24 protein-coding genes are annotated in these 25,776 nt (G+C 58.0%); 5 read left to right on the plus strand and 19 right to left on the minus strand.

Features of this window, described 5'->3' with window-relative positions; translation table 11 throughout:
• Positions 1 to 2: 2 nt before the first annotated feature.
• From ACR0KS_RS04475 to ACR0KS_RS04520, 10 genes are all read right to left on the minus strand, one after another.
• Entirely contained in the window at positions 3 to 1,181 is a 1,179-nt protein-coding gene (locus tag ACR0KS_RS04475; RefSeq protein WP_170482355.1) for an efflux RND transporter periplasmic adaptor subunit, read from the minus strand.
• Positions 1,182 to 1,469: 288 nt separating this feature from the next.
• A complete protein-coding gene (metG, locus tag ACR0KS_RS04480; RefSeq protein ID WP_170482352.1) occupies positions 1,470 to 3,188 on the minus strand; it encodes a methionine--tRNA ligase in 1,719 nt (572 codons plus the stop codon).
• Between the two features lie 111 nt (positions 3,189 to 3,299).
• Entirely contained in the window at positions 3,300 to 4,529 is a 1,230-nt protein-coding gene (locus ACR0KS_RS04485) for an MFS transporter (RefSeq protein ID WP_170563037.1), read from the minus strand.
• 70 nt (positions 4,530 to 4,599) lie between these two features.
• Complete coding sequence (locus ACR0KS_RS04490; RefSeq protein WP_170563040.1) at positions 4,600 to 5,196, minus strand: YceI family protein; 597 nt, start codon at positions 5,194 to 5,196, stop codon at positions 4,600 to 4,602.
• Positions 5,193 to 6,407 (minus strand): MFS transporter, encoded by a 1,215-nt coding sequence (locus ACR0KS_RS04495; protein WP_170563043.1) that lies wholly within the window; start codon positions 6,405 to 6,407, stop codon positions 5,193 to 5,195. The genes ACR0KS_RS04490 and ACR0KS_RS04495 overlap by 4 nt, the downstream gene beginning before the upstream one ends.
• A gap of 64 nt (positions 6,408 to 6,471) precedes the next feature.
• Positions 6,472 to 7,092, minus strand: a complete 621-nt coding sequence (locus ACR0KS_RS04500; protein WP_170482339.1) for a hypothetical protein — start codon at positions 7,090 to 7,092, stop codon at positions 6,472 to 6,474.
• Between the two features lie 48 nt (positions 7,093 to 7,140).
• Positions 7,141 to 7,722, minus strand: a complete 582-nt coding sequence (locus ACR0KS_RS04505; protein ID WP_170416982.1) for a TIGR02281 family clan AA aspartic protease — start codon at positions 7,720 to 7,722, stop codon at positions 7,141 to 7,143.
• Positions 7,723 to 7,763: 41 nt separating this feature from the next.
• Complete coding sequence (locus ACR0KS_RS04510; RefSeq protein WP_170416984.1) at positions 7,764 to 8,384, minus strand: MarC family protein; 621 nt, start codon at positions 8,382 to 8,384, stop codon at positions 7,764 to 7,766.
• Positions 8,381 to 8,773, minus strand: a complete 393-nt coding sequence (locus ACR0KS_RS04515; protein WP_170563046.1) for an ACT domain-containing protein — start codon at positions 8,771 to 8,773, stop codon at positions 8,381 to 8,383. The genes ACR0KS_RS04510 and ACR0KS_RS04515 overlap by 4 nt, the downstream gene beginning before the upstream one ends.
• Complete coding sequence (locus tag ACR0KS_RS04520; RefSeq protein ID WP_170563049.1) at positions 8,770 to 10,620, minus strand: ABC-F family ATP-binding cassette domain-containing protein; 1,851 nt, start codon at positions 10,618 to 10,620, stop codon at positions 8,770 to 8,772. The genes ACR0KS_RS04515 and ACR0KS_RS04520 overlap by 4 nt, the downstream gene beginning before the upstream one ends.
• Positions 10,621 to 10,729: 109 nt before the next feature.
• Here ACR0KS_RS04520 and ACR0KS_RS04525 point away from each other — a divergent pair, with 109 nt between their 5' ends.
• Positions 10,730 to 11,932 carry a multidrug effflux MFS transporter gene (locus tag ACR0KS_RS04525; RefSeq protein ID WP_170563052.1) on the plus strand — a complete coding sequence of 401 codons (1,203 nt, stop codon included), beginning with the start codon at positions 10,730 to 10,732 and terminating at the stop codon, positions 11,930 to 11,932.
• Between the two features lie 103 nt (positions 11,933 to 12,035).
• Positions 12,036 to 12,458 (plus strand): nucleoside-diphosphate kinase, encoded by a 423-nt coding sequence (ndk, locus tag ACR0KS_RS04530; protein ID WP_155143779.1) that lies wholly within the window; start codon positions 12,036 to 12,038, stop codon positions 12,456 to 12,458.
• 54 nt (positions 12,459 to 12,512) lie between these two features.
• Here the strand turns inward: ndk and ACR0KS_RS04535 are convergent, their stop codons facing one another.
• Positions 12,513 to 12,860 carry a TfoX/Sxy family protein gene (locus ACR0KS_RS04535; protein ID WP_170563055.1) on the minus strand — a complete coding sequence of 116 codons (348 nt, stop codon included), beginning with the start codon at positions 12,858 to 12,860 and terminating at the stop codon, positions 12,513 to 12,515.
• A gap of 316 nt (positions 12,861 to 13,176) precedes the next feature.
• Between ACR0KS_RS04535 and ACR0KS_RS04540 the strand changes: the two genes are divergently transcribed.
• Genes ACR0KS_RS04540 through ACR0KS_RS04550 form a run of 3 tightly spaced genes read left to right on the plus strand, consistent with a single transcriptional unit; the run spans position 13,177 to position 15,917 of the window.
• Complete coding sequence (locus ACR0KS_RS04540) at positions 13,177 to 14,694, plus strand: CHAD domain-containing protein (protein ID WP_170563058.1); 1,518 nt, start codon at positions 13,177 to 13,179, stop codon at positions 14,692 to 14,694.
• Positions 14,695 to 14,697: 3 nt separating this feature from the next.
• Positions 14,698 to 15,453 (plus strand): AAA family ATPase, encoded by a 756-nt coding sequence (locus tag ACR0KS_RS04545; RefSeq protein WP_170563061.1) that lies wholly within the window; start codon positions 14,698 to 14,700, stop codon positions 15,451 to 15,453.
• Positions 15,450 to 15,917, plus strand: coding sequence for a CYTH domain-containing protein (locus ACR0KS_RS04550; protein WP_170563064.1), 468 nt, complete (start codon positions 15,450 to 15,452; stop codon positions 15,915 to 15,917). The genes ACR0KS_RS04545 and ACR0KS_RS04550 overlap by 4 nt, the downstream gene beginning before the upstream one ends.
• Here ACR0KS_RS04550 and ACR0KS_RS04555 read toward each other — a convergent pair.
• From ACR0KS_RS04555 to ACR0KS_RS04590, 8 genes are all read right to left on the minus strand, one after another.
• Positions 15,898 to 17,208: an ATP-binding protein gene (locus ACR0KS_RS04555; RefSeq protein ID WP_480693131.1), complete on the minus strand. Its 1,311-nt coding sequence runs from the start codon at positions 17,206 to 17,208 to the stop codon at positions 15,898 to 15,900. The two genes, ACR0KS_RS04550 and ACR0KS_RS04555, sit on opposite strands and share 20 nt — an antisense overlap.
• 49 nt (positions 17,209 to 17,257) lie before the next feature.
• Positions 17,258 to 17,938 (minus strand): response regulator transcription factor, encoded by a 681-nt coding sequence (locus ACR0KS_RS04560; protein ID WP_170383970.1) that lies wholly within the window; start codon positions 17,936 to 17,938, stop codon positions 17,258 to 17,260.
• Between the two features lie 183 nt (positions 17,939 to 18,121).
• Complete coding sequence (locus tag ACR0KS_RS04565) at positions 18,122 to 19,558, minus strand: Do family serine endopeptidase (RefSeq protein ID WP_170563069.1); 1,437 nt, start codon at positions 19,556 to 19,558, stop codon at positions 18,122 to 18,124.
• A 59-nt stretch (positions 19,559 to 19,617) separates the two neighbouring features.
• Positions 19,618 to 19,956 (minus strand): hypothetical protein, encoded by a 339-nt coding sequence (locus tag ACR0KS_RS04570; RefSeq protein WP_170563072.1) that lies wholly within the window; start codon positions 19,954 to 19,956, stop codon positions 19,618 to 19,620.
• A gap of 354 nt (positions 19,957 to 20,310) precedes the next feature.
• A complete protein-coding gene (locus tag ACR0KS_RS04575) occupies positions 20,311 to 20,910 on the minus strand; it encodes a nucleotidyltransferase family protein (RefSeq protein WP_170563075.1) in 600 nt (199 codons plus the stop codon).
• Positions 20,911 to 20,941: 31 nt separating this feature from the next.
• A complete protein-coding gene (locus ACR0KS_RS04580) occupies positions 20,942 to 23,359 on the minus strand; it encodes a GcvT family protein (RefSeq protein ID WP_170563078.1) in 2,418 nt (805 codons plus the stop codon).
• Positions 23,360 to 23,451: 92 nt separating this feature from the next.
• The gene (locus ACR0KS_RS04585) at positions 23,452 to 24,759 is read right to left on the minus strand and encodes an HlyC/CorC family transporter (RefSeq protein ID WP_170482300.1); all 1,308 of its coding nucleotides are present in this window, start codon (positions 24,757 to 24,759) and stop codon (positions 23,452 to 23,454) included.
• A 63-nt stretch (positions 24,760 to 24,822) separates the two neighbouring features.
• Positions 24,823 to 25,776, minus strand: a complete 954-nt coding sequence (locus ACR0KS_RS04590; protein ID WP_170563081.1) for a site-specific tyrosine recombinase XerD — start codon at positions 25,774 to 25,776, stop codon at positions 24,823 to 24,825.

The following is a 25,776-nucleotide window of genomic DNA, read 5'->3' on the forward strand; positions in this document are numbered from 1 at the left end:
CGTTATTCTCCCGGCTGCTCGGACGCGACGACCGCGTCCACCGCCACGCCCGGCCTGACCCGCTGTAGACCCTCGACAATGACGCTTTCGCCCTCGCGCAGACCATCCTTGACGATGATCGCAGATCCCTCGGACTGGCCCGTGGTAATATAGCGTTGTTCAACCATCTGCTGATCATTGACCACCAAAACAAACTCACCACGCTGATCGCGCTGCAAGGCTGCCTGCGGTATCAGAACTTCGAGAGTGGGTTCAAAGGCTTCGATCTGAACACTCAGGAATGCGCCGTCAACGATCAGTCGGTCGGTGTTCGGAAACTCTGCGCGCACGGTAATTGCCCCGGTTAGGGGGTCGATCCGGTTGTCGACGAAAACGATTTCCCCGGTTTCGGCCAGCTCTGACCCGTTCGGTAGTATTACCTTCACGACGGGGCTTTTGTTGCTTTCAGCCAGCGATGCGGCACTTTCTCCGACAGCTTCCAGAACCGTTGTGAACTGCTTTTCGTTCAAAGAGAAATTGACGTAGATCGGAGCCTCGCTGACGATGTTGACCAAGGGGGGATTATTCGGCCCGACAACATCGCCGACGCTGGTTGCCACCCGACCTATACGACCCGTGAAAGGTGCGTGAATTTCTGTATAGCTCAAATCCAGTTGAGCTTGCTGGATCGCTGCTTGGGCAGCTTTTACCTCGGCTTGAGCTACCAGCTCGTTCGCGCGGGCGATGTCCCGTTCCGATTCCGGGGTGGCATCGCGCTTGTACAGCTCTTCTTTCCGGGCGAGTTCGACCTTGGCCAGTTCCAGATTGGCCTCGGCGCGGTCGAGGTCGGCGTTGCGTGCCTCAAGCGTGGCTTGATACAGGTCGGGTTCGATCGTGAACAGCAGGTCACCCCGGTTCACCAACGCGCCATCCTCGACGGTTTGGCTGTCCAGAAATCCGCTGACACGGGCCACAATGTCCGCCCGATCAAGTGCTTCGGCCCGTCCGATGAAAACGGATTCGGCTGTAATTTCCTGAGTGTAAGCTGCTGCGATCGACACCTTGGGCGGCGGCGCATCGCTTTGGTCCTGAGCATACGCAGGGTTTGCCAGTCCGATAACAGTCAAAACGGCGGCGTGTCGAAAGAACTTGGGTGTCGATCCGAATTGACGAAACTTCAAAAACGTCGATGCAAGGGACATGGCAATTGCCTCATGAATTAAAACTGAACGCAACTCGGACTGCAGTGGCCATTCGAGTCGTGTGAACTTTCGATCAGGATGGCGGGTTTGAGTTCATTTCTCAAGCGTGTTGACGTGCCTTGATCGGGATTGTCATCGGAATTTCTTACGACAAAGCGCAGGTTTACGAGCAGACACAGGCTGACATCAGCCAACGCGAGGGCCGTTTGTGGATTCGGAGTGTAGGGTGGAATCAAAAAGGAGGCGAAAACGCCTCCTTTGAGTGTTTAATCGGTTGGAGCAATAGACTTAGTCGCGCGTTCCGGCGAAACGTGTTTGCCAGTCTTCGCGTTGCTCATCCGTGATTTTGGCGAACAGCACATCCGGGACCGAGAACTCGTGACCCGCTGGCAGTGCATCCAGCGCTGCGGCCACGTCATCCGGCCAGCTTGTATCCAGCGTGTTCATCGCGCTGAGCATTTTGGCCGAGGTTTCGGGGATGAACGGCGCGCTCAGCACCGCATAAAGCCGGATCAGGTTCAGACCCAGACGCACTTGTGCTGCGGCCTGTTCGGGGTCTTCCTTGAAGGTGGACCAAGGGGCCGCCGATTGCAGATATTCATTGCCCGCAACCCAGATCGCGCGGAGTTCCTGCGCGGATTTGCGGACCTCCATCGCCTCCATGAACCCTTCATAGGCGCGAACGCGGCGGGTGAGTTCCGCGATAAGCTCTTGTTCCCGCTCACCAAAAGTGCCGCCTTCGGGCACTGCCTCACCGAATTTCGAGCGGCAGAACTTGGTGATCCGGCTGACAAAGTTGCCCAGCACGTCGGCCAAGTCCTTGTTCACCGATTGCTGGAAATTCTCCCAGGTGAATTCGCTGTCGCTGCTTTCGGGCGCATGGCTCAGCAACCACCAGCGCCAGAAATCGGCGGGCAGGATTTCCAGCGCCTGATCCATGAACACGCCACGCCCCTGTGAGGTCGAGAACTGGCCGCCGTCATAGTTCAGGTAGTTGAAGGATTTCAGATGATCGACCATCTTCCACGGCTCGCCCGATCCCAGAATGGTGGCGGGGAAGGACAGGGTGTGGAAGGGCACGTTATCCTTGCCCATGAACTGCACGTAACGCACATCGTCCGCGCCCTTGTCGGTGCGCCACCAGCGTTCCCACTCGGCATCCGGTTTGCCGCTGGCATCGGCCCATTCCTTGGCGCAGGCGATATATTCGATTGGCGCGTCGAACCAGACATAGAAGACCTTGCCTTCCATCCCCGGCCAGTCCTGATCGCCTTTCTTGACCGGAACACCCCAGTCCAGATCGCGGGTGATGCCGCGATCTTGCAGACCGTCTCCGTCATGCAGCCATTTCTTCGCAATCGAGGTGGTCAGGATCGGCCAGTCGGTCTTGCTGTCGATCCATGCATCCAACTGATCCTTCATGGCGGACTGGCGCAGATACAGGTGCTTGGTCTCACGTACCTCAAGATCGGTCGAGCCGCTGATGGCGCTGCGCGGCTCGATCAGATCGGTCGGGTCCAACTGCTTGGTGCAGTTCTCGCACTGATCTCCGCGCGCGCGGTCATAGCCGCAATTGGGGCAGGTGCCCTCGATATAACGGTCGGGCAGGAAGCGGCCATCGGCATTAGAGTAGACCTGCTTTTCGCTGACCTCACGGATCAAACCCGCATCGTCCAGCTTACCAGCAAAATGCTGGGTCAGGTGCTTGTTCTGATCGCTGGATGAACGGCCAAAGTGATCAAAGCTCAGCCCAAAGCGCTGCGCGATATCGGCCTGAACACCGTGCATCTGGGCGCAATATTCGGCCACGGGCTGACCTGCTTTGGCTGCGGCCAGCTCTGCCGGGGTGCCGTGTTCGTCGGTGGCGCACAGGAACATAACCTCGTTCCCCCGGCCACGCTGATAGCGTGCGTACAGATCAGCAGGCAGTTGCGAGCCGATCAGGTTGCCGAGGTGCTTGATCCCATTGATGTAAGGGATCGCCGAGGTGATGAGAATCCGAGCCATTTTGTGCTTCCACGTATCTAACTGCGCGCCCGTCTACATGATGTGACCGGCCAGCAAAACCCCGGCTTTTGCTTACTTGCCGGTTTGGATGCGAAAATCCGGCGATCAGGGCTAGGACTTGTGTTCTTCCCGCGACTTCTTCAGCAGCCGCCCGATTGTGAAAGAAGTGCGCGGCGCATAGACGTAATTCGTGCGCTCCTCGGGTGTTGGACGCGACTGCATCCGGGCAAGGCCGAAGACGATCAACCCGACATGACCAACCGCCACAAATGCGAACAGGGCGCCCGGCCCGAACTGCTGGATCAAGGTGGACGAAATGAATGGCGAGGCAATGGCTCCGAGTGCGTACCAGAACATCAACGCGGCGGATAGCTCGACCCTCTGTTCCGTTGTGGCAAAGTCATTGGCGTGGGCGGACGAGACCGAAAAGATGGGAAAGGTCGTCAGGCCAAACAGTCCCGCGGCCAACATCACGCCCAACGTCCCGGCACCGCTTGCGGCCATGGTCACGCCGCAGCTTAGAACGGCGGCGACCGATAGCCAGATCAACACCCAGCGGCGGTCATATTTGTCGGCCAGCCAGCCCAGAGGGTACTGCGCCAGCGCTCCGCCCAAGACAAAGGACGCAAGGAAGAAAGCGATCTGATCAACGTCCAAACCAACCTCTTGCCCGTAAATCGGACCAACCATCCGAAACGATGCCGAGCTTAGCGCGGCCACAATCACGCCTGCCACGGCCAATGGTGAGCTGTGCCACGCAAGCTTGGGGCGCAACCGCGGCGCGTCGGGGGTTTTCGGCTGGCTTGCCCGGGTCAGGGCCAAAGGCAACAGGGACGCGCAGCACAGAATAGCCAGTAGATTGTACGAGACATAGGACGCAGGCGGCAGAACGGCGATGATCAACTGCGCACACAAGGACGCGCCCATATCCGCGATCCGGTACGTGCCCATGGCACGCCCGCGCGTCTCGTTGGTCACCTTGGCGTTCAGCCAAGCCTCGATCACGGTATAGCACCCGGCGACACAAGTGCCTGACGCGATACGAAGCACGGCCCAGACATATGGGTTTTCGGTCAAAGTATGTCCCAGAAGGCCCATTGCACCCAAAGCGGTGCAGACAGCAAAAGCGCGCGAGTGACCGACGCTTCCCATAAGGCGCGGTGCCCACCAGCAGCCGACAAAGAACCCGATAAAATGTGCCGAGCCCAAAAGACCGATCTGCTCGGTCGTGAACTCAAGCGTGAGGCCAGAGATGGCATCCAAAGGGCCAACGCCGCCGGTCGAAAGCTGCAGCAGTATGACCGAGAGGAACAGGGCGGCAAAAGAAATGACGGTGCGCATAATGGCCTCAGATTGGCGCATCCAGAGCGGGACGCGCGCAGCTTATCGACTTTGTGGCGTCGTTTTTCGTCTATCCGGTGCGTTTAATACGGGCTTGGATGTCCAGCCCGACAGTGTCCTGCACAAGATCAGCATAGCCGGACGCGCCGAAGTCGTGCCTGTTTAATGCTCCGGTCAGGCGGATCGAGAGGTCATCAAGGCTGTCGGTGGCGCTGCCGCGTTCCCGAAACAGGTTCGCCTGCAGCGCGATGGGGCGGGTGATGTCCCGAACGGTCAGGTCTCCGACTATCTTGGCTCCGCGAGAGATACGACCTCCTTCACCCAGTAGGATATTTGTCGACTTGAATTGAATGGTCGGGAAAGTCGCTGCATCCAGTACGCTTTCGCTCAGCATCGGTTTGCGGGCGAAGGGGATATTTGTGCGAGCGTCGGCAACACTCAGCACAACGGAAACGCGGCTGTTTGGCAAGTTGCCAAGGTCGATCTGAATATCAGCGCTTTGGATCGGCATCGTGCCGGATTGGGTGATGCCGGAAAGCGCAAACGTAAATTCAACGGATGTCCCGTCTTGCACCAGTTCGTAAAGTTGCAACGCGGCCAAGGCGGGACGGGCTAACGGTAAAAAGGCAAGCCCGGCCAATACAGTGCGCCGCGACAGAAAGGTCATGCAGGCAGCTCTTGTCTGCGCGGACGCGACCGTTTCAACAGCATCAGCAGGATGGCGATGTTCAGGCCGTTCCAGAGGATGCCATTAATAAATGCCAGTTGGTAGTTTCCGGTGAAATCATAAATCCACCCAGACATCCATCCGCCCAAAGCCATACCCATGATGGTCATCATCATGACAAAGCCAACCCGCGCACCGGCCTCTTGCGGAGGCATGTATTCGCGCACGACCAAAGCATAGCTGGGCACGATCCCACCCTGCGCCAGCCCGAACATGAGGCTGATGACATACAGGGAAACCATCCCGTCATATGGAAGGAACAAGAACAGGGCGACGCACTGTAGGACCGACCCGATCAGCAATGTGTACAGACCGCCCAGCTTATCCGCGACCATCCCCGAGATAACCCGGCTGACCACTCCGCCAAGCAGCATCAGTGAAAGCATCTCGGCCCCGACCGCCGGGCCATAGCCTAGCCCGACGCAGTACGAGACGATATGAACCTGCGGCATCGACATCGCCACGCAACAGCCGATCCCGGCGAGACCCAGAATGTATTGCAGTGCTCGGGGGGATATGCCGACACTGTGCGCGTTGATCTGCGCGTTTGCGGCTGCGGTCTGGTGGGCCTCGACCGGGACCTGACGGCGCAGCAGCAGGGACAAGGGGATCACGACGACCAACGTGATGATCGCCAGCGTCAGATAGACCTGCTGCCACCCCTCACGCGCCAGAATACCGGACAGCAGGGTAGGCCAGATTGCGCCCGACAAATAGTTCCCGCTGGCCACCAGCGCCACAGCGATACCGCGCCGCTTCATGAACCAGTGCGAGATATCGGCGATCAGCGGCCCAAACCCGATCGAGGTTCCCAGCCCCAGAAGCAGATGAGCGGCGGACAGCAGCACCATGTTCGGCGCCCATGTTGCAAGCAGGTAGCTGATGGCGCTCAGTACCGCGGCCCCGATCAGCGCCTTGGTCACACCCAGCCGATCCACCAGTTGGCCCAGCCACATATTGCCCAGCGCAAAGCCGATCATGGACAGGACATACGGAAACGATGCTTCGGCGCGGCCTGCGTCGAACTGCGCCTCGATTGCGGGCATCACCACGATCACGGCCCACATGCCCACATTCGCCACCATCGCAATGGCGAGCGTGATCAAAAGGCGAAGCCAGGAATAGCGGCTGTCGTGGATCGGATGGCTCATTCCGGCACGCTAGGGCGCGGGTTTGGTTTTGGCTAGTCACATCTTGCGTGATCTTCTGCCAGTGTCACACGCGGGCGTCTTCGGTTTTCACCCGGCGCAGGTTCAGCCCCGCACGCGGTTTGGTCTGAGTGGCTTGCCAACTGACCGGGGGCAGGGCGCGGGCGCGGCGGCGGGTCAGGGTCCAGCGGCGGGCCTCGCCCTGATGATCGGCCGCCATGTGCCAGCGCGTCTCGACCCCCTGTGCGCCGCCATCGCCGGGGGTTAGCAGCAACCCCAGCGGAGCCCGCCCCATCGCGCCGCCCTGTTCGGCGGCCAGATGCATCCGGCGCACGGGTGTCAGGCCGGGGGCACCGGGCAAATCTCCGATCACCAGCGGAATGGCCCCACTGCGCAGCGCTTCTTCAAGGCACCACAGCACGTCTTCGGCACGGGTGGGGTGGACAAAGATGAACCGGGCCGGATCCGCAAAGGGCATCATCCCGTCGGGGTTCAACTGACCCGGCTCCCACGCAGGGGAAATCCACAGCACCGGTCCCTGCGCCTGACCCGCCAGCCACATGGCAAAGCTGCGCCGGGCGGGGCCGCAGGCTTCGTGCACGCGACCCAGTTGCAGGGCGATCTGCGGATCAAGATTTATGCCCGGCGCTTCACGTGCGGGTTTGCGGCCAAGAAGATGGGTAGACATGCTTTCAATCTAGCATGTTCTCACTTTGTTCTCAATTCGGAAATGCCCTCAGCGGGACAAAATCATCCGACCGTCTGCAAACTGGATGTTCGAGAACCTGTGCAGGTAATCCATCCCCAGAAGGGATTTGTGCAGCTCGCCCTCATTGATCCAGGCCGAGACGTTCTGATCGGTGATTGGACCCACCGTGAAGGTCTCAAGCCGAACGGGTGCCGTCCGGACTTCTCCGTTCGCGGTGGCCGCGCGACCGAAATAGTTCAACTGATCGGGATCAATGCCTACGCGGGTGGCGTCCTGAGCGCTCAGGACAATCTGACTGGCACCGGTATCGACAAGGAAGGTGATCGGCTCTCCGTTCACCAAGACGGGCAGATAGTAGTGACCATCATAGGCGCGCGGAACCTCGATCGTCTCGCCTGTCACGGTCATCTGAGGGGCAGGGCCGGTGGTTGTGCGAATGTCTTCCCATAGGCCAACCACGGCAATCACGCCGATAAAGATGAACACCCAGGCCATCGCCTGTTGCAGCGTTTTATTCAGGGTTTGCCGGTTCTGAGACAAAAACCAGGCAACGACAGCCGCCCCAAGCAGCCCCAAATAAGCAAGACGCGCAATGCTGTCGCCATCCATACCGAAACCTCAACACTAAACTCTTGCACGTATATGGGGGTTTACGACGCGAATCCAAAGTCCTTGAGGCCGTCCAAGATGAATTGAACCGACAGCGCCGCCAACAGCATCCCAAGCAGGCGGGTCAGCACGTTCAAACCCGTTTTGCCAAGCAGACGCGCAATCATTCCCCCTGACAGGAAGAATATGAACACCACGGCCATGACCGCCAGCATCACCGCACAGGCGGCGGCGATCCCCTGAATGCCGGGGTTCTGACCTGCAAGCAGGATGATCGTTGCTATCGAACCCGGCCCGGCAATCAGCGGGATGGCCAAAGGAAAGACGGACGGGTCAGGGTGTTCTTCTTCTTCGGCCCGGTCTTCGCGCCGTTTCGTGCGCCGTTCAAACAGCATGTCCAGTGCGGTCAGGAACAGCAATGCGCCTCCGGCCACCCGGAACGCGGCCATCGAAATGCCCACAAAGCCAAGCACCGCCTCTCCAAAGGCTGCAAAGGCGATCAGGATGCACACCGCTGTCAGGCAACTGCGGATCGCGGTTTTGCGCCGCGCTGCAGTCTCCATGTCTTGTGTCAGAGCGACGAAAATGGGCGTCGTGCCGAACGGGTCGATCACAACGAACATGGTGGTGAAAGCAGTTATGAAAAAGGCGAGGTCGATCATTCCCCACTACCTTGTTGCAGATCCATCAATATGGCCACAGCTTTGTCGGCCAGAGCGCTTGGAACGTAAACGTGATCGTGATGGTAACCCGCAACCATGTTCGCCGGGATATTGTGCCGAGCCAAAGCGCCGGACACAGCCGCCGTCAGCCCGACGCCTTCCAGCGATGAATGGACCTGCAACGTAATACACCGCATTGCAACCGCGCCTTTGGGCGCTGCATCGCGCGGTACGATAAGGGACAGCCCCTCAGCTTCGGCGCAGCTTGCCCTCGTGCCGTTGGGCCATTCTGCCCCATCAGGCCAGGTGACAAAAGCGTATTCTCCGGCCAGAAGCTGCGGGCGCATGCCTGAAATCATGGCCTGTGTCTCGACAACAGGCTTCTTCATGGCGCTTCGGCTTCTTCAAGACGTTCCGCCGCAGCGACCCAGAGGGCTTCGGCCTTTTGCATCGCCTCGACCACCTCGGCGAATTTGCGGTTCCATGTTTCCAGATCGTTGATCCTGTCGTCTTCGTACAGCAACGGGTCCGCAAGCTTGGCCGAGAGCTTTTCGTGCATATCCGTAAGTTTCTCGATCCTGTCCTCGCACTTTCGCAGATCCGCACGCAGGGCCAGCATCGCCTCGCGCGAAGGGCGCTTGGGTTTAGCGATCTGGGGCTTGGTCTTTACGGGCTTGTCGCGGGCCAGCAGCAAGGCGCGGTATGCCTCAAGGTCGCCGTCAAAGGGTTTGACCGTGCCGTCAGACACCAGCCAAAGCCGGTCCGCAACCAGCGACAGCAGGTGCATGTCGTGGCTGACCAGAACCACTGCGCCTGAATAAGCGGTCAGGGCTTCGACCAGTGCTTCCCGGCTTTCAATATCCAGATGGTTGGTCGGCTCGTCGAGGATCAACATATGCGGGGCGTCAATCGTTGCGATCAACAGCGACAGCCGCGCCTTTTGACCCCCAGAAAGACGACCAACCCGAGTTTCGGCCTGATCCGCATTCAGTCCGAACCCAGCCAATCTTGACCGCCATTTACCCGGAGCTTCGTCCGGCCGCAGGCGGCGCAGGTGGTCCAAGGGGGTTTCGTCAACATACAACTCATCGACCTGATGCTGCGCGAAATATCCGATACGCAGCTTGTTGCTGCGGGTCATTTTTCCGGCCATCAGGGGCAGGCGGTCAGATAACAGCTTGGACAGCGTCGATTTTCCCTGACCGTTCTTGCCCAGCAGCGCGATCCGGTCGTCCTGATCGATGCGCAGGTTCAGGCGGCGCAGAACCTCGGTTTCGCCGTATCCGGTCACGCCACCTTCGATCTGGATGATCGGCGGCGAAAGCTCCTCGGGCTCGGGGAAGGAAAATGCGCGCAGGGCAGCCTCTTGCGGGGTCGAGACGAGTTGGATGCGCTCGATCATTTTCAAGCGCGACTGCGCCTGCACAGCCTTTGATGCCTTATACCGAAAGCGATCTACGAAACTTTGCAGATGAGCGATGCGCGCCTTGGCCTTGGTGTTTTCGGACTCGGCCTGTGCCAGACGCTCGGCGCGGCGTTCGGCGAATTTGTCGTAAGGCACCGCGTAGTACGTCAGCTTGCGGTCCTCCAGATGCAGGATCGAGCCGACAGCGCGGTTCAGCAGCCCACGATCGTGGCTGATGATGATCACGGTGTGCGGGTATTTGGACAGGTAGCTTTCCAGCCACAAGGCACCTTCGAGGTCCAAATAGTTTGTCGGTTCGTCCAAGAGCAACAGGTCGGGTTGCGAGAACAGTACGGCCGCCAGAGCCACACGCATTCGCCATCCGCCCGAGAAATCCGAGCAGGGGCGTTGTTGGTCCGCGTCGTCAAACCCCAGCCCCTTGAGGATCGAGGCTGCTCGCGCCTCGGCTGACCATGCGTCGATATCGGTCAGACGGGTTTGAATCTCGGCAATGCGGGCGGGGTCCGTGGCATTGTCGGCCTCGGCCATCAGCGCGCTGCGTTCGGTATCGGCGGCCAGTACGGTGTTGATCAGCGAGACATCGGACGAGGGGACCTCTTGCGCCACGCCACCAATGCGAGCGCGTTTCGGCAGCACGATATTGCCGGATTCCAGCGCAAGTTCTCCCCTGATTAGGCGAAAAAGAGTGGTTTTGCCCGTGCCATTGCGACCCACAAGCCCAACCTTGTGACCATCTGGAATGGTTGCGCTTGCCCCGTCAAAAAGCGGGCGGCCTTCGACGGCATAGTTGATGTCTTCGATCCGTAACATGGGCCGCTCTTAGCAGAGCCATGATGCCGCCGCCAGCGGCTTGCCATGTTCAATATCTACGCGATGTGCTAGCGCTGTCTCATTTGTTGTAACGAAACGGTTTTTTGGCATGCGAGCGGCCCAAACGCCCCCATCCCTGATCACGCTGATATTTGCCACGGCCCTATCTGTGTTGTCGTTGAACATGTTCCTGCCGTCACTGGCGAACATGAGCGCAGATTTTGAAGCAGAGTACGGCCTCGTGAACCTTTCGGTGGCTGGATACCTCGCAGTTTCAGCGGTGCTTCAGTTGATCATGGGGCCACTGTCGGATCGTTATGGGCGAAGGCCAGTGCTGTTGATCTGTATGTCCATCTTCGTCTGCGCCTCGGTAGGTTGTGTTTTGGCCGAAACGATCTGGTTGTTCCTCGGGTTTCGCTTGATGCAGGCCGCAGTGGTGGCGGGGTCGGTTCTGTCCAGCGCTTCGATCCGCGATCGCTATCCGCCAAACGAAGCGGCCAGCAAACTGGGCTATGTGACAATGGCGATGGCTTTGGCACCGATGTTGGGTCCGATGCTGGGCGGCGCGTTGGATATGCTATTCGGCTGGCGCGCTGGGTTCGTTTTGTATTCGCTGATGGGCGCGGGGCTTTTGGTCTTGCTGTGGTTCGATATGGGGGAAACCAACACGAACCGGTCATCTACATTCGCAGCACAGCTGCGCGAGTACCCACATCTGTTCCGCGCCCGCAGGTTCTGGGGCTACGCCTTGTGCGCAGCATTTTCGATTGGCGGCTTTTTCAGCTTTATTACAGGCGCCCCCCTAGTGGCCGCCGCGTGGTTCGATCTGAGCCCCGCCATGCTGGGGCTTGGTATCGGGATCATTACCGGTGGCTTTATGGTTGGTAACTTCATCACGGGACGCATCGCCGCGCGCACGAGATTAACGACGATGATCCTGATCGGACGGATCGTTGCCTCGACCGGACCGTTCTGTGGACTGCTTCTGTTTCTGGGCAACGCGGGTTCGGTCTGGGTGTTCTTTGGTTCGGCCATCTGCGTAGGCTTTGGCAACGGATTGACCAATGCCAACGCATCGGCTGGGGTGATGTCGGTGCGGCCAAAACTGGCAGGCAGTGCGGCTGGTCTGGCTGGGGCAATGATCGTGGCGCTTGGCGCGGTGCTGACCTCGGCGACTGGTGCCCTCGTCAGTGCGGAAAACGGCCCATTCGTTGTGTTGTCGATGATGTGCGGCAGCAGCTTCGCGGGGTTGTTGGCTGTGCTCTATGTGCGTCGTGTTGACCGGTTGGACCCGTTGCCGGGCGCGATCTGATCGCTTGGCCATCATAGTGCTTTTCTTGACGCGCATACCGTGCTAGGCGGCGCGCGATGGATTTGGGCGCGAGCCTCGCGCCGAGCATTAAGGAGAGCCCGACATGGCACTGGAACGCACTTTCTCGATCATCAAGCCCGACGCAACCCGCCGCAACCTGACTGGCAAGATCAACGCCAAGTTTGAAGAAGCTGGCCTGCGCATCGTTGCGCAAAAACGCATCCACATGACCAAAGAACAAGCCGGCAAGTTCTACGAAGTCCACGCTGAGCGTCCGTTCTATGACGAGCTGTGTGAATTCATGTCGTCGGCTCCGGTCGTTGTTCAGGTTCTGGAAGGCGAAGGCGCCATTGCCAAAAACCGTGAAGTCATGGGCGCAACCAACCCCGCCGACGCAGCCGCAGGGACCATCCGCGCCGAGTTCGCTGAATCCGTTGGTGAGAACTCGGTCCACGGTTCGGACGCACCTGAGACCGCAGCGGTCGAGATCGCGTACTTCTTCTCGGGCATCGAACTGGTCGGCTAATACGTCGCCTAGTAAGTTTGAAAAGCCGCCTTCGATTCTCGGGGGCGGCTTTTTTTATTCGGACTTCAGGTCGTCCGCTGAGACGCGGACTCCGATCGCATCAAGGTCCTGGATCATCTGGGTTTCAGGCGCAGTTTCAATGCTGGCCTTGATTGCGTCAAACCGTTGACGCAGCGCTTTTTTCTCGTCGCCTTTGCAGTCGTTCCAAGGACGTCCCTGCAGGCCCATGACCAACACGTAGTAGCCGATGAAATGTGGGCGTGATCCAGACCTAAGCAACTTAGCATAAGCCGCATCTGCGCCGATCTCGCGCAGTTCCTGTGCCGAATGAATACCCGCGCGAGCGCAGGCTTGCTCGTAAGCGGGTCCAAGATTTCGGATAGAAGAAACCGGGTCAGTCATGCTTGTGTCTTAGCGATGCTAGCCAATGCTGTCATCAGATAGTTCAGGTGTCGTTTAACACTCTCTTTATCATGGCCATACGGTGGATTGATTTACTTGATTTTGTCGGAAGGCCGCGATCTGATGACCTTATGCTGTCATCAATACCCAAAACCTGGGAAGCCCGGGAACAAAGCGCAAAGCACGTGAAAAACCTGCCCTTGCGACGGGGCAGCAAGACGCTCTTGTTTTGCGGGACGTGCGCGATACGAAGCCCGGCTACCGTTGATAGCTTTGTGAACGGCCTTTGCGTGTGGGTGCCGATGGAAAGATCACGATGAAAGGAAAGGACACCGTTTTTTTCCTGCCGGAGCGGTTTGAGCCGAACCGGTTATCAAAGTCTCTCAAAAATCTCACACTCAAGGTTGAGCCAGCCGCAGCGGAACAGACCTTTGATGTGCTTGATTGTCACGATCAGTCGATCAGAGCGTCTGGAGACCTTTTGATCCAGTCAGGCGGGGCGCTGCGCATTTTCCGGGGGCGCGGCGGCACTGCTTGGCAGAGAACAACCGGAAATGGGAAATTTGTTCAGGATCTTCCAGATGGATCAGTCAAAGCCGCCTTGAAGACGTTCCCAAGGTTGCGTGCGCTGACCAGCGTGGGGAAGGGAAAGCTCCAGACCCAAAGGTTTGTGGTTTTGGATGACGAGCTCAAGACGCAGGTGCGCGGCGCTGTGCTGTCTTTTGGGGCAGGCGAGTACCGCGCGAGTGTCGTGATTGTCCAAAAGATGAAAGGCTACGATCGCGCTTTCAAGGCAGTTTGCAAGACTTTGGGCACGCTGACTTCAGAGGCAAGCGGGGTGGAAACTCTGTTCGACGCGCTTTGCCCCGGCGTGGTTCCATATCAGGCAAAGCCGGCAATTTCGCTGGGCAAGAATGAGCCGTCAATAGAAGTGGCAACGGATATCATTCGGACTTTCTTAGCCGTAGCGCGCCAGAACGAGGCTGGCGTGATTGCTGACATTGATACCGAGTATCTGCACGACTATCGCGTATCCTTGCGGCGCGTCCGCTCGGTGTTGAGCCTTTTCAAGGGTGTGTTTTCAAGCGAACAAACGATTACCTTGAAACACGTCTTTTCAGACCTAATGGCCCCCACGGGCCGGGTTCGCGATCTTGACGTATACTTGCTGGATAAAGATATATATTTCAAACTGATACCGCCCAAACTTCATTTAGGTGCGGAGGCGATGTTCCACCAGTTTGAGCAAGAGCGTTCGCAAGCCTTCAACGCTCTGTCGCGGCGTTTCAAGTCCGTTGCTTATGACCGTCGGATGAATGAGCTGACCGCTCTTTTTGCGGACGTTGGAAATCTGGAGTCGGGTCCGAACGCAACCCGTGAAGCCTATGGGTACGCCTGCGCCCTGATTTGGAAACGCTATCGAAAAGTTTGCAAATTGGCGCGGCAAATCACGCCGGATACCCCGGACGGATTGGTGCATGACTTGCGGATCGACTGCAAGAAGCTGCGGTATCTGATGGAGTTCTTTGGCCCTCTTTTCGACGCGCGGGATTTCAAGACAATCATCAAGCCGTTGAAAAAGCTGCAAGATAGCCTTGGAGTGTTCAATGACTGCTCGGTCCAGCAAGAGGCGCTTTTGGAGTTTGTTGCGCGGCAAAGCAACTCTCAGAAACGTGCAAACGCGCAGCTTGCCATGTCCGTCGGCGGGTTGGTTGCCGTGTTGGATCAACGGCAGAAATCAGAACGAGACCGCATCATCGCAAATTTCCGGCATTTCGACAGCCCGAACATCAGACACCTGTTTCGCAGCCTGTTTCACCACAAGGAGGACTAGGGATTGAAGATCATAGCCTGTTACAGCAACAAGGGCGGCGTTGGCAAAACAGCGACTGCGGTCAATCTGGCCTATGCCTACGCGATGGCTGGGAAAACTGTTCTTCTGTGTGATCTGGATCCGCAAGGTGCGTCAGGGTTCTACCTGCGGGTTAAACCCTCGAAAAAGCTGACGGATTCTCGTTTCTTCGAGGATGTAGAGCGCTTTGTTAAATCCATCCGGGCAAGCGATTTTGAAAGGCTGGATGTTTTGCCGGCGAACATGACCTTTCGCGACTTTGATGTGTTTCTGTCTCGCATGCGCAACAAGAGATCGCGGTTGAAGAAAGCTCTGGTCGCGGCAGGCAGCGACTATGACGTGATCATTTTGGACTGCCCGCCGAATTTTTCAACGCTGTCCGAGAACATATTCAAGGCCGCAGACCAGATCGTCGTACCTGTTATTCCGACGACACTGTCCGAACGGACCTTCGACCAACTGGTGAGTTTCTTTGACCAGAAAGGACTGCCAAAGAAAAAGCTGCGCTCCTTTTTCTCGATGGTGCAACGCCGAAAGACATTGCATGTGGAAACGATGATGGCGATGCGAAAACTGTATCGAAAGCGGTTCCTGCAGGCGTCCGTCCCGTTTGCGGCTGATATCGAACGGATGGGGCAGAACAGGGCGCCCGTCAGCATCTTTGCCGGTCAGAGCGCGGCCAGCGCCGCGTATCTCGCGCTCTATGATGAGTTGGAAAACGGTGTGGTTTCAGACAAATGAGTACCGAAATCGAACGCAAGTTCCTTGTGGCTGACCTGCCGGATCTAAGTCGGGCGGACAAAGCCGTCGTTCGGCAGGGCTATCTGACATCGCCCGACGACTCGGCCGAGTTGCGCCTGAGGCAAAAGAACGATCGGTTTTACCTGACCCTAAAGGGCGGTGGTGCAATGGTTCGGGTCGAGCGTGAGGCGGAAATTTCGGCCGAGCAGTTTGAAACCTTCTGGCCTGAAACCGAAGGACGCCGGGTCGAGAAAGAGCGTTTTACCGGCGTGCTTTCCGACGGACGTGTGTTTGAGCTGGACGTGTTTCTGGGGGATCTTGCCCCGCTGCAACTGGTCGAGGTCGAGTTTTCGACCGAGGCCGAGGCGCTTGCCTTTACACCCCCGGATTGGTTTGGCGCAGATGTAACGTCGGACAACCGGTACAAGAACAGGACAATGGCGACTAGTGGCGTCCCAGCTTGATGGTCGCTTGCAGGCCGGGATTGCAGTTTCTGGCCATGAAAGCGCCACCATGCATATGTGAGATTGCAGCAACCAGCGCCAGTCCAAGCCCCGCGTTTCGTTCGGTTCGCGCAGGGTCAAGCGTGACAAAGGGTACTTGAAGGCGGGGCAGGTCCTCGTCTGGAACGCCGGGGCCGTGATCACGGACACTCATACAGGCAAACGGACCATCCTCGGAAATCGTGATGTCGATGGACGTGTCTTCAGGCGCATAGCGCAAGGCATTTTCCAACAGGTTCGACAACGCTTGCGATAACAAGGGGCGGTGACCCTGTATCGGCTTTGCCTCTCCGTTGAAAGTGATCTGAACGCCTTGATCTGCGGCCACGGGTTCATACAGTTCAACAACATCACCAACCAGTTGTTGCAGATCAACGGTTTCAAATTGTTCGCGTCCCACACCGGCCTCGGCACGTGAGATGTCAGTAAGTTGGCCCAACACCCTGAGAACATGGTCGATTTCGGCTGTAGCCCGTGCCACATCAATCTCTCGATCCAGGTCCGTTTTGCTTGGATCTGACAGGGTTTCAACTCTCTGGCGCAGGCGCGAAAGAGGGGATCTGAGGTCATGCGCGATCGAATTTGAAGTTGTGCGCAGGTTGCTGATCAGTTCCTCGATCCGGTCCAACATGGTGTTGAGCGTTCGGGCCACCTGATCAAACTCATCACCTGTTCCGCGTAAGGGCATTCGCCGGGACAAGTCGCCGGACACAATATTCTCGGCAGTGCTGGCTATGTCCGACAGGCGAGAGAACACCAGCCTTGTGAACAACCAGCCCGTCAACACACTAAGCGCAAAGGCAATCGCCAGCGCGATGCCCACCGAACGCAAGAGAACCCGGTCAAATTGCTGTCGCGCCAGGGCGTCCCGGCCGACCAGCAGACGTTCGCCACCCGGTAAGCGGATGGAGGCGGCGGAAATGGGAACCAATTCGTCATTGTCGGCGCGGCGAAGCTCCAGATCGACCCATCCGCTTCCGGCGGTGACGTCCGCAGGCCATTGTTTGAGGTTGCCTGCAAGTTTCGCGCCGAAGCGATCGGTCAATAGGTACAGCGCGTCCCGCTCGGACGCAGAGGGCAGGCGTCGTTCGATGGCCGTCAACAAACCGATAAGGCCGCGCCTTTCGTATTCGTCGGCCAACCCGGTTAGTTCGGCCGATACGACCGATCGTGTTTCACCTTCGATGCTGCGGTTCGCCGTGACATAGACCAAAGCCAGCACCGTCGCGGTCAGCAAAGTGCTGAGGACCATGCTGGCGAAAACCAATCTCGTTCGGGAATTATTGAAGGAGAGTTGAAGGTTATCCATCAGAGATCATGTAGCCGGCACCCCGGACGGTTTCAATCAAAGGCGGTCCGCCACCTTCATCCAGTTGACGCCTCAGTTTTGAGATATGGACGTCAACCACGTTCGTATTCGGGTCGAAATGGTAATCCCAAACACCTTCGAGCAGCATCGTGCGCGACACCACGCGGTTCTTTCTGCGCAGAAAATACTCAAGGATCTGGAACTCACGAGGGGTCAACGAAACTTCGTGCCCGTCGCGCGTGACTTTGCGGGTCAGCAGGTCCATCTCAAGGTCGCGGCAGGTCAAGGTCGCGTTTTCTTCTGATTCCTGAGGGCGTCGCAACAGGGCTTCAATACGGGCGTGTAACTCTTGGAAAGAAAACGGTTTTACAAGGTAGTCATCAGCGCCCGAGCGCAGCCCCTTGACCCGCTCATCGACCGCGCTCATCGCTGTGAGCATAAGGACGGGGGTCTTCAGGCCCGCAGCCCGAAGGGAACGGATCAGGGACAACCCGTCCAGCCCCGGCAGCATCCGGTCCAGCACAATGGCGTCAAACCCGCCGTCGGTGGCATGATACAGACCTTCACGGCCATCCGCGGCCTGTTCGACCACATAGCCTTCTTCGCCAAACCCTTTGGCGATGAACTCGCGGGTGTCTTCATCGTCTTCAACGATCAGCAGGCGACGGCTCATGATCCGGACTCCTTTCTACTGGTATTTAAACACAAAATTTCGGGTAAAGCACTGGTTTTAGGGAAAGAACGTGCCGGGTGCGTCGTTGCGCACCCGGCAGTCCCGGCGGATAGCGGACAATTCAATCCACCGGGGAGGCGCACGCCAGATTCTCCCCATCACGTGGCGCGCGCGGGTGTCAGATCATGCGATTTCCACCGCAACGAAGATCTGGTTGCCGCCACGATTGATCAAAACCAACGCGGGATCGGTCTTTTCGCTGTCCAGCGCCGCCTTCAGCGCATCCGGTGTGACGGTTTCCTGCCCGCCGAGCTTCACGATCACGTCGCCACGCTGGAGACCTGCCTTGGCCGCCGGGCTTTCGGGCGCAAGATCGGTCACGACCACGCCGTTGACGTTTTCACCAACTCCCATCTCGGCACGGGTCGTGTCGGTGAGCGGAGCAACGGTAGCGCCCAGGGCGGTACCCGATACAGTTTCGTCTACGGACTTATCAATCTCGGCCGAGGCGCTTTCGTGCTGTCCAATGGTCAGCTCAACCTGCTGTTCCTTCCCGTCGCGCAGAACTGTCAGAGTGCTGTCGGTACCCACTTTGGTGGCGCCGACCAACAGGGGCAGGTCGCTGCTTGAATCGACGGGCTCATCGTTGAACGTCAGGATGATGTCGCCCTGTTCCAGAACGCCTTGCGCAGGGCTGCCATCGACGACATCCGAAATCAGCGCGCCAGTCGAAGCGTCAATACCCATAGCTGCCGCAATTTCCGGGCTGACATTCTGGATCGAAACTCCCAGCCAACCACGGCTGACCTGGCCGTCATCACGCAGGTCGGCTGCGATGTGCTCTACGATATTCGAGGTAACGGCAAAGCCCAGACCAACCGAGCCGCCGCTGGGAGAGTAGATCGCTGAATTTACGCCGACAACCTCGCCCTGCATGTTGAACAGCGGGCCGCCAGAGTTGCCCTTGTTGATTGCCGCATCGGTCTGGATGAATTCAGCATACGGCCCTTGCGAGATGTTGCGGCCCTTGGCCGATACAATCCCGGTCGTCACGGTCGAGCTAAGGCCGAATGGATTGCCGATGGCAACGACGTCTTCGCCGACTCGGATTACGTCGCTATCGCCCAGTTCAACGGCCTGCAGAACATCTCCGGTATCGATTTTCAGAACGGCGATATCGGTTAGGGGGTCGGTGCCGATAACTTCTGCATCATAGGTGCGGTCATCGTTCAGACGAACGGTCACGCTGGACGCATTGTCTACAACGTGGTGGTTCGTGACGATATAGCCGGCTTCATCCAGAACGAACCCTGACCCCAGCCCCTGTGCCGGGCCACGCTGCGGGGCGTTAAAGCCTTCGGGTGTGCCGAAGCGTTTGAAGAATTCACCGAACGGATGGCTTTCAAAGTCAAAGTCCTGCCCCTGCGCTGGCATCGGGCGCGCGTCCTGTTCCGCTATGATGGTCACGACTGACGGTGACACGCTCTCGACTAGATCAGCCAGCGCTTCGTCCGCCTGTGAGGGAATGGCGGTGCTTGCCAGCAACGCAGCGCTCAGCGCGCTGACGCCGACCCAACTGGTCGTGCGCGGGATAAGAAGAGAGGATTTACGGATGCTCATTTTGGTCTCCTGTTTGTCTCACGCGATTGCGGCCGCGCGTTAAAACAGCAGATGCAGCATCAGTCTTTGTCTTTCCTGTGAGAAAAGTTAAGAAAACTTAATTTAGCCACAAAGCGTTCTTCCAATGTGCCGTTCGGACAGAGCGATGTGGTTTGAATCGCCGAATCAACGATGCGAATCGGCAAATTGTTGCCGATCCAAATGCCAAATTGCGAAAAGGGCCGGATTGAAACAGTTTTGTTAACAAAAGAACGGCCTTTCGGGGCAGTTGGTTTTCTCTCTCTTTTGGGTTGTGGATCGCATGGCGGCAATTCTCTCAATCCCGCGAACAACCCTGCGGCAAATAAATGAAACAGCGTATAAGCATGATCAAATAGCCTAAAATAGTCAAAAAACATACACGCGACACTCTATCTAAGATTGTTTTTCGCGTTGCCGCATGTTGCGTAAAAACCATTCTGATACGTCGAAAATTAACCGTATGCCCTAGTTTTGCGTTGTTTGGGTCGGACGGATCGGTGACGATGAATTTGCCCAAGCGAGGGGAGCCAAAGGCACTAGGGGGTGCCGATGGCTTGTCACAGTCACTGGAAGCGCTGAGCGGCATGTTAACGAGGGGGTCTTGTTTAGGTTCGGCGGCGGAATAGCCAGCGTGCTTTATTGCACAAATGGCTGCGCTTTCAGGATTGATGAAAAGTGGTAGTCCTGTTTTGGGCACCGGCCCGGTCTGAAAAGACCGGGCCGCGTTCGTTTCAGGTGTGCCCTTTTTGCCGCCACGCGTCCCAGTCATGAGGCGTGTCCAGATCGAGAAGCGCGTTCTGTTTCGGCAAGGCTTCCATGTGAACTTTGTCGGCATGGGCACGCACAACGGATTGCGCGCCTTCGTCACCTTTCAGGCGGGCTAGTTCATTAAAAAGCTGCCTGTCAAAAATAACCGGGTGGCCGGGTTTGCCCTGATCGGTCGCTCCACGCCAAATCAGATGACCGGGGTGGCGACGGACAGCGTTGATAACAGTGCTTAGGTCATCCGATGTAATGTCCGGCAAATCGGCCAACAGGATCATCACGCCGTTGGCCTCGGTCGGGACATGAGCCAACGCGCCGCGCAAGCTGGCGTTCATTCCTTCGGCCGCGTCTGCAATTTCGATCCTTTGCAGGTCCAGCCCGTCCAGAGCGTCGTATCTGGCATGCGGTTTGGGCGGCAGCGCGACGATAACAGGCCCGGCCTTCATCGCGATCTGGGCCGAACGCCGCAATAACGGTATCCCGTCGACGTCCTGCAACAATTTGTCCTTGCCTTCCATGCGACTGGATTGCCCTGCGGCCAGAAGGATAATGGGTAACGGAATCATAGCGCTACAATGCCGGTGGTTTGGCCCCAAGTCATCCCCGCATGCGCGAACCGTTTGCGTCGAACAGCGGTTGCGAGATCACCCGAGCCTTGCGAAGCTGGCCGAGGATTTCGATCTCAACTTCCAACCCTGTTTGCGCTCTGGAGACGGGCAGAAAGCCCAGTGCCACGGATTTTTTCGCGAAATGGGAGTACCCGCCCGAGGTGCAAAAGCCGACGACTTTGCCTTCCAGCCAGATTGGTTCATATGCGTTTACATCCGCGTCGTCAGCGTCAACTTCAAACGCGACCAGTTTACGGGTTGGACCTTCGCTGCGTTCCAGCTCGGCAGCCGCGCGACCGATGAAATCAACATTCTTTGAGAAGGAAATAAAGCGATCCAGCCCCGTCTCAGCGGCGGTATAATCTGGTGAGAATTCACGCATCCAGGACCCAAAGAACTTGTCCAGCCGCAGGCTCATCATGGCGCGCATTCCAAAAGGCACCATGCCGTGAGGCTGCCCTGCCTGCCATAAAGTCCACCAGAGTTGTCTTTGCGCCATCGGATCGCAATAGATTTCAAACCCCAAGTCTCCGGTATAGCTGACCCGTTGAACGATGCAGTCGGTCATTCCAATTGTCATGCGCCGGACATCCAGAAAACCAAGGGTCGCGATGTCGTCGCGCGTGCAGGCCGTCAACACCTCAGCAGCCTTGGGGCCCGCGATCTGAAACCCGTTCAGACGATCACTGACATTTTCGATGTTCACGCCGTCGGTTTTGTTTTGCAGGAACCACCTCATGTGGAAGGCTTGGCTGCCGTAAGAGGCGGTGAGCTGGAACTCAGTCTCGCCAAGGCATGAAATGGTGAAGTCGCCAATCAGTTTGCCTTTGGGCGAAAGCATGGGACTCAGTGATAATCGTCCAGGTTGTGGAACGCGACCTGCCATGACTTTGTCCAGCCACGCCCGAGCACCGGTGCCGGTGATGCGGTATTTTCCGAAGTTGTGCACCTCGTTGATACCTACGCCATTGCGGACAGCGTTGACCTCGCGACCCGTCGCCGAGAACGCGTCCGAGCGTCGGAAGGAAGGCGTTTCATATCCCGGTTCATCGCCCTGGGCGAAATAGTTCGGCACCTCCAACCCGTATTGCTGCCCCCAGACTGCGCCCAGATCGCTGAAGATGTCGTACATCGGCGTGGTTCGGTTCGGGCGCGCGGCGGGTAGCTCTTCGTTCGGGTAGGCGACGCTAAAGCGTTTCTGGTAGTTCTCGATCACCTTGGGGCGAGTGTAGCCGGGGCTGATCCAGTCGCCGAACCGGGCCACGTCCATGGCAAAGACATCGCGTTCGGGCTCGCCTTCGATCATCCACTGGGCCAGCGTCAGGCCAACGCCGCCACCCTGACTGAACCCGGCCATCACGCCGCAGGCCGACCAGTAGTTGCGCAGCCCCGGCACAGGCCCGACCAGAGGGTTCCCGTCCGGCGCAAAGGTGAACGGCCCGTGGATCACCGATTTCACTCCGGCCTCGGCCAGAACAGGAAAGCGGCGATAGGCGAATTCGATACTGTCGGTGATCTTGTCATAGTCGTCGGGCAACAGCTCGTGCCCGAACTCCCACGGCGTGCCGTCCACGGCCCAAGGTTTGCAGGGTTGTTCATAAAACCCGATGCACAGGCCGCGGCCTTCCTGCCTCAGATAACTTTCACCGGCGGGGTCCATCACATGCGGATGCTCGCCGCCCGCATCAAAGATGGCTTCGATCTGAGGGATCGAGTCGGTTACCAGGTACTGATGCTCCATCGGGTGCAGCGGGAAATATACGCCTGCCATGGCACCGACCTCGCGCGCCCAAAGACCGCCGGCGTTGACCACATGCTCGGCATGAATGGTGCCTTTGTCGGTGACCACGTCCCAAGTACCGTCCCGCCGTTGAAGCGTTTCGTGCACCATACAATGCGTTTCGATCGTCGCCCCGCCCATGCGGGCAGCCTTGGCATAGGCATGCGTTGTACCGGACGGGTCCAAGTGGCCGTCCAGCGGGTCATAGAGCGCGCCGATTATCCCATCCGTGTTGGTGATAGGAGCAATTTTCCTGATCTCTTCCGGGCCGACGATCTCGGTCTCAAGACCCATGAAGCGGTGCTTGGCACGCTCGGCCAGCAGCATGTCGAACCGGTCCTGATTGTCGGCCAGCGTCACGCCGCCCACATGGTGCAGGCCGCAGGACATACCGGTGATCTCTTCCAGTTCTTTGTACAGTCGGATCGTATAGCCTTGCAGGGCGGCCATGTTGGTGTCGCCGTTGAGCGTGTGAAAACCGCCTGCCGCATGCCATGTGGACCCGCTGGTCAGCTCGGACCGCTCGAGCAACATGACATCCGACCATCCCAGCTTGGTCAGGTGATACAGGACCGAGCATCCGACAACACCACCCCCAATGACTGCCACTTGTGTTGTCGTTTTCACGTTGCTGCCTCCATCCGGTTTCGGCCCGAGCCTGCAAGCGCAGGCTTGGGTTTACTGTTCCGTTCCCGACATGGTGTGTCGCTGGCTGTGTGTCAGAGAGGGCGGATTTTCAACTCGGTGATCCGGTTCCCTTCGCGTGCCGTAACTTCAAATCGGAAGCCGTGGAACGAGAAAACCTGACCCGTCACCGGGATCATCTGCGCCTCGTGTATGACCAAACCTGCGACGGTATTGGCTTCTTCGTCGGGCAGGGACCATTCCATCGCGCGGTTCACGTCGCGGATTGTCATCGCACCCTCGACCAAAAACTGACCGTCCTCGGTTCGTGTAACTGGGACATCCTCATCAAGATCGAATTCGTCGGCGATTTCGCCCACGATTTCTTCAAGGATATCTTCCAGCGTGATCAGACCGCGCAGCGAGCCATATTCGTCTACGACCAGCGCAAAATGGCTGTGCATGCGCAGGAATTCCCGCATCTGGTCGTCCAGAGTCGTTGTTTCGGGAACGAAATAGGGGTCGTTGGCGACCTTTGAGATATCGAACGCTTTCAGGCGGTTTGGATCACCTTCGCTGCTGCCGGCATGCGCATACATGGCGCGGAACAAGTCCTTGGCGTGCACGACGCCCACGATGTTTTCAGGCTCATCCCGGAAAACGGGCAGGCGGGTATGAGGGCTTTTCAGGCATTGCTGCAGGATGGCCTCGGGCGCGTCGTCCGCGTCGATCATCTCGATATTCGAGCGGTGCAACATGATTTCTTCCACCGTCCGATCACCAAGGTCCAACGCGCCCAAAATGCGATCTCGGTCTTCTTTTTCGACAACGCCTTCGGAATGGCCCAACTGTAGCGCGCCAGCAATTTCCTCTCGTACCGCAAGGATGTTGCTATCGGGGTCGATCTGCACCCCAAACAGGCGCAGAACTCCGCGCACCAGTAAGCGCACCGCTGCAACCACCGGCGAAAACACGGTCACGACAACGCTGATCAACGGGGCCACGGCAGAGGCCGCTTTTTCCGCGTTGGTGATGGCGTAGGTCTTGGGCAGAACTTCGGCGAAGATCAGAACCAGAAGGGTCATGACCAGCGTCGCCAATGCGACGCCGCTTTCGCCAAAGAGACGCGTAAACAACGCGGTAGCCAAAGACGCCGCAAGGATGTTCACCAAATTATTGCCTAGCAGGACCGAGCCGATCAGACGTTCGTTGTCATCGGTGATATCCAGCGCTTTTTGCGCACCACGCGATCCCTTGTCGGCCTGCGCCCGCAGCTTGCCGCGCGACGAGGCGGTCAATGCCGTTTCGGAACCCGAGAAAAAGCCCGACAGGACGAGCAAAAGCAGAATGGCGCCGGTCGTAAACCAGAATGCGCCGTCGATCAGAGAAGAAGAGGGTTCCATCGGTCCTTGGTTGTTCGTGTTGCTGCAATGGTTATGGGGGCGCGGCCCCTGCGGATCAAGGGGTTAGCCCTTGTCGCCGGGGTCTTTGGCAAGCGGGTGATGCTCTAACACCAGTTCGGCCAGCCGTTCGTCCAGCACATGAGTATATATTTCCGTCGTCGCAACATCTGCGTGGCCAAGCAAGGTCTGGATTGAACGTAAATCTGCGCCATTGGCCAGCAAATGCGTCGCAAAGGCATGGCGCAATGTGTGCGGCGTGACTTTTTCGGGCGAGACTCCACCCTGAACGGCAAGGTCTTTGACCAACTGGAAGAACATATGCCGCGTCAGGTGCCCAGACTTCCCGCGTGAGGGAAACAGGAACTTAGAGCGCTGACCACCATCCGCGACTTGCTGATCTTCGACTTCGTCCCGAATACCCAACCAAACAGCAAGCGCCTCGCGTGCTGGCGGAGACAGAGGAACCATCCGTTCCTTGCCGCCTTTTCCCAGCACCAGCAACATACGCGGATCTCCTCGCGTTGAGGAAACCGGCAGAGAAACCAGCTCGGTCACGCGCATCCCGGTGGCGTATAGCAGCTCCATCAGGCACGTATTGCGCACGCGATCTGCCTTGGTCCTCCCGGTTTCACGTGCTGCTTGCAGCAGCCGGTCGACCTCGGGCACATCCAGTGTTTTTGGCAGGCGTTTCTGGCGCCCCGGACCTTTGATCTGGATTGCTGGGTTGGCCTCACACCAGCCTTCCTCGAACGCAAAGCGGTAAATCTGCTTGATCGCTGAAAGCCTACGCGCACGGGTAGACTGGGAAAGCCCCTGCGCGTCACAGTCGATCAGGTAGCTTTCGATCTGGTCGCGACTTACATCTGCAATGCCGGTTTTTCGTCGATCCAGCCAATCGGAAAAGTCCTTTAGGTCTCGGCCATATGCCATCAGCGTATTCGTGGCTGCACCTAACTCGGCCGCTTGCGCTTGCAGAAACGTGGAAATCCAAAGCTCCTGAGTGGCGGGGGCGGTCAT

The sequence above is a fragment of the Ruegeria sp. BC7 genome (assembly GCF_056539165.1).

Excerpts from the sequence above, each read along its gene's own strand:
- ACR0KS_RS04475 (WP_170482355.1), bottom strand. The coding sequence starts at position 1,181 with ATGTCCCTTGCATCGACGTTTTTGAAGTTTCGTCAATTCGGATCGACA.
- metG (WP_170482352.1), bottom strand. The coding sequence starts at position 3,188 with ATGGCTCGGATTCTCATCACCTCGGCGATCCCTTACATCAATGGGATC.
- ACR0KS_RS04485 (WP_170563037.1), bottom strand. The coding sequence starts at position 4,529 with ATGCGCACCGTCATTTCTTTTGCCGCCCTGTTCCTCTCGGTCATACTG.
- ACR0KS_RS04490 (WP_170563040.1), bottom strand. The coding sequence starts at position 5,196 with ATGACCTTTCTGTCGCGGCGCACTGTATTGGCCGGGCTTGCCTTTTTA.
- ACR0KS_RS04495 (WP_170563043.1), bottom strand. The coding sequence starts at position 6,407 with ATGAGCCATCCGATCCACGACAGCCGCTATTCCTGGCTTCGCCTTTTG.
- ACR0KS_RS04500 (WP_170482339.1), bottom strand. The coding sequence starts at position 7,092 with ATGTCTACCCATCTTCTTGGCCGCAAACCCGCACGTGAAGCGCCGGGC.
- ACR0KS_RS04505 (WP_170416982.1), bottom strand. The coding sequence starts at position 7,722 with ATGGATGGCGACAGCATTGCGCGTCTTGCTTATTTGGGGCTGCTTGGG.
- ACR0KS_RS04510 (WP_170416984.1), bottom strand. The coding sequence starts at position 8,384 with ATGATCGACCTCGCCTTTTTCATAACTGCTTTCACCACCATGTTCGTT.
- ACR0KS_RS04515 (WP_170563046.1), bottom strand. The coding sequence starts at position 8,773 with ATGAAGAAGCCTGTTGTCGAGACACAGGCCATGATTTCAGGCATGCGC.
- ACR0KS_RS04520 (WP_170563049.1), bottom strand. The coding sequence starts at position 10,620 with ATGTTACGGATCGAAGACATCAACTATGCCGTCGAAGGCCGCCCGCTT.
- ACR0KS_RS04525 (WP_170563052.1), top strand. The coding sequence starts at position 10,730 with ATGCGAGCGGCCCAAACGCCCCCATCCCTGATCACGCTGATATTTGCC.
- ndk (WP_155143779.1), top strand. The coding sequence starts at position 12,036 with ATGGCACTGGAACGCACTTTCTCGATCATCAAGCCCGACGCAACCCGC.
- ACR0KS_RS04535 (WP_170563055.1), bottom strand. The coding sequence starts at position 12,860 with ATGACTGACCCGGTTTCTTCTATCCGAAATCTTGGACCCGCTTACGAG.
- ACR0KS_RS04540 (WP_170563058.1), top strand. The coding sequence starts at position 13,177 with ATGAAAGGAAAGGACACCGTTTTTTTCCTGCCGGAGCGGTTTGAGCCG.
- ACR0KS_RS04550 (WP_170563064.1), top strand. The coding sequence starts at position 15,450 with ATGAGTACCGAAATCGAACGCAAGTTCCTTGTGGCTGACCTGCCGGAT.
- ACR0KS_RS04555 (WP_480693131.1), bottom strand. The coding sequence starts at position 17,208 with ATGGTCCTCAGCACTTTGCTGACCGCGACGGTGCTGGCTTTGGTCTAT.
- ACR0KS_RS04560 (WP_170383970.1), bottom strand. The coding sequence starts at position 17,938 with ATGAGCCGTCGCCTGCTGATCGTTGAAGACGATGAAGACACCCGCGAG.
- ACR0KS_RS04565 (WP_170563069.1), bottom strand. The coding sequence starts at position 19,558 with ATGAGCATCCGTAAATCCTCTCTTCTTATCCCGCGCACGACCAGTTGG.
- ACR0KS_RS04570 (WP_170563072.1), bottom strand. The coding sequence starts at position 19,956 with ATGTTTTTTGACTATTTTAGGCTATTTGATCATGCTTATACGCTGTTT.
- ACR0KS_RS04575 (WP_170563075.1), bottom strand. The coding sequence starts at position 20,910 with ATGATTCCGTTACCCATTATCCTTCTGGCCGCAGGGCAATCCAGTCGC.
- ACR0KS_RS04585 (WP_170482300.1), bottom strand. The coding sequence starts at position 24,759 with ATGGAACCCTCTTCTTCTCTGATCGACGGCGCATTCTGGTTTACGACC.
- ACR0KS_RS04590 (WP_170563081.1), bottom strand. The coding sequence starts at position 25,776 with ATGACCGCCCCCGCCACTCAGGAGCTTTGGATTTCCACGTTTCTGCAA.